The organism is Mesoflavibacter sp. CH_XMU1422-2 (assembly GCF_037029245.1).
Taxonomy (GTDB): Bacteria; Bacteroidota; Bacteroidia; order Flavobacteriales; family Flavobacteriaceae; genus Mesoflavibacter; species Mesoflavibacter zeaxanthinifaciens.
Window position 1 is genome coordinate 1 of record NZ_JAYMEE010000021.1, and the last position, 2044, is coordinate 2044.

Genomic DNA, 2044 nt, shown 5'->3' on the forward strand with positions numbered 1-2044 from the left:
GGTGCCTTACAATGGTGAACATAGAAGTACTCTAGCAATAAATAATTAATATTTTACTTGTTTATTGCCTCAGTTCTTTGTTGGGCATAGTATTTTTTTATTCGTCATTCAATTCCAGTTTCATTTTATATGTTTTCATCCCTATTCTATCTGTCGTTCTAATGGCGTTTTTTAAAGTGTCGTCCATTTCTCCAGCGATTATAAATCCGTTGATTTTTCGGTCAGGAAATTTGTCCATTAACAAACCAATGTACATTGAAATTTGTCCGAAAACTTTGTAGTTGGCAATTCCAGATTTTAGCTCGATAACTAATAATTCTCCATTTAGTTTTTCGAGAAGTATGTCAATTCTTTTTCCGCCAATCAGATATTCAACTCCTTCGTTGTTTTCTCCAAATATTTTGTAGTCGGGAAACAGCTCATTGATTTGAGAAACCATAGAATTTTTCAAGTCCTTTTCATAACTGAAGTTAGTCCAAGTTTCTATGTTGTCTATTTCTTCCTCAAGAGATTGCTTTATGTCAAATGACTTATTCGAGTTTTCACTTGGTTCAAAGTTTGAACTTCTGTAAGTCATATATAATTTTACGGCTTGTTTTAAAGTTGCTGAACCAGTTCTTATATTTCCATTTATCGGAATTTTATGTTTTGCTGGCAAGTCATTTCTTTGGTCCTCGGTTGAATAACTTAAACGTTCCAAAAGAGAAAGTCCATTGTCTTTAGCATAATGCTCGTCCAAATCGCCTTCGTAGTTTTCGACAGTCCTACAATTTGAAATTCGGCTTTGTATAGTTCGAAAATCACTTCCATTTTCTTCGTCTAACCAAATTTTAAATTCTTCTAAATTCATTATGCGTTTTGTTTGTCAATATTATGCCCAACGTGTTTGTGTATGGTTAGTTGCGTGGTTAAGCAACTAAGTTAGCAAACTTTTACGAACCCGTGAAAATTCCGCAGGAATTTTCGCAAGTAGGGAAGAACCTAGCAATTAATTATACACGGTGTTGGGCACAGTTATTTTTGTTCATAACAATCGTAGGTCGAATTCCTTTTTCTAAAATAATCGTCCAATGGTTCCAGTCCAATTTTCTTTCGCTCTTTTTCTGCCTTTTTGCAATCACAAATAACTGCTTTATTTCCATTCGAACTCAAATATGCACCTAAATAGTAACAACTATCAACAAATTTGCCTATTTGTCCAATTGTTTTTTTGTTTGTATAGTCTAATGGATAAACCACATTATATGGTGATAAACCTCCAGTGAGAATTGCATCGATTAAATACGGTTTTAAATTCAATACTTCGTCTTTTGAAAAATGATGTAACATAATGGTTATTTCTCCGAATGAATACTTTCCGTTTTCATTTCCGTCTCCAATTATAAATCTATCTGGCCATTTTCCATTATTCTCTTTTATAATTTCTAATAGCCTTTTATAATTATAACTATCAACTTTCTTTGATTTTTTCCAACTACCAAAAATAGGATGTCTTGAAGCTTGGTCTTTGTCAACCATTTCTATAAGCTCTTTTCTTAAAGTTAAGTTTAATGATTTTAGATATTTTTCTCGCAATGAATCATATTCTTTTCTTAAAGATTTCCATTTGTCAGATTTTTTAAATTCTGAAAGTTCTTTTTTTATTCTTTTTTCCGTTAAACCAACTAAAATCCCTTTTTTTAGATATTCGTATGTTCTTTGATGGTCATTTAGTTTTTCGGAATTAATAGAAGCTAATAAGTAATCATCTTTAAATGGTTTGTCCACAAGTCCAAAAGCAATTTGATATAGTGAGTCTGAATTTTTAAAATTCTTATCAAGAGTTGCTATTTCGGCTTCGTTTATTTTTTCGTAGTAATTCAGGTAATTTTGAGCTGATAATTTGCCCATTCCAAATAGTAAAATTGTAATTAAAAAGGCTAATATTCTGTTCATTCGTTCGTTTTTTGTTAATTGTGCCCAACGGTTTTGTGTATGGTTAGTTGCGTGTTTAAGCAACTAATTTAGTAAACAAAAACGAACGCGAGAAAATTCCGAAGGAATT

Annotated in this window: 2 protein-coding genes; both read right to left on the reverse strand. The window is 31.6% G+C overall.

The genetic code is table 11. The features are described from left to right. Positions 1-97 precede the first annotated feature (97 nt). Entirely contained in the window at positions 98-850 is a 753-nt protein-coding gene (locus WA340_RS03745) for a hypothetical protein (RefSeq protein WP_336127332.1), read from the reverse strand. A gap of 164 nt (positions 851-1014) precedes the next feature. Next, positions 1015-1935 (reverse strand): hypothetical protein, encoded by a 921-nt coding sequence (locus WA340_RS03750; RefSeq protein WP_336127334.1) that lies wholly within the window; start codon positions 1933-1935, stop codon positions 1015-1017. Positions 1936-2044 lie beyond the last annotated feature (109 nt).

What these genes read in the sequence shown, in the direction of transcription:
- WA340_RS03745 (WP_336127332.1), bottom strand. Translation starts at nt 850, where the DNA reads ATGAATTTAGAAGAATTTAAAATTTGGTTAGACGAAGAAAATGGAAGT.
- WA340_RS03750 (WP_336127334.1), bottom strand. Translation starts at nt 1,935, where the DNA reads ATGAACAGAATATTAGCCTTTTTAATTACAATTTTACTATTTGGAATG.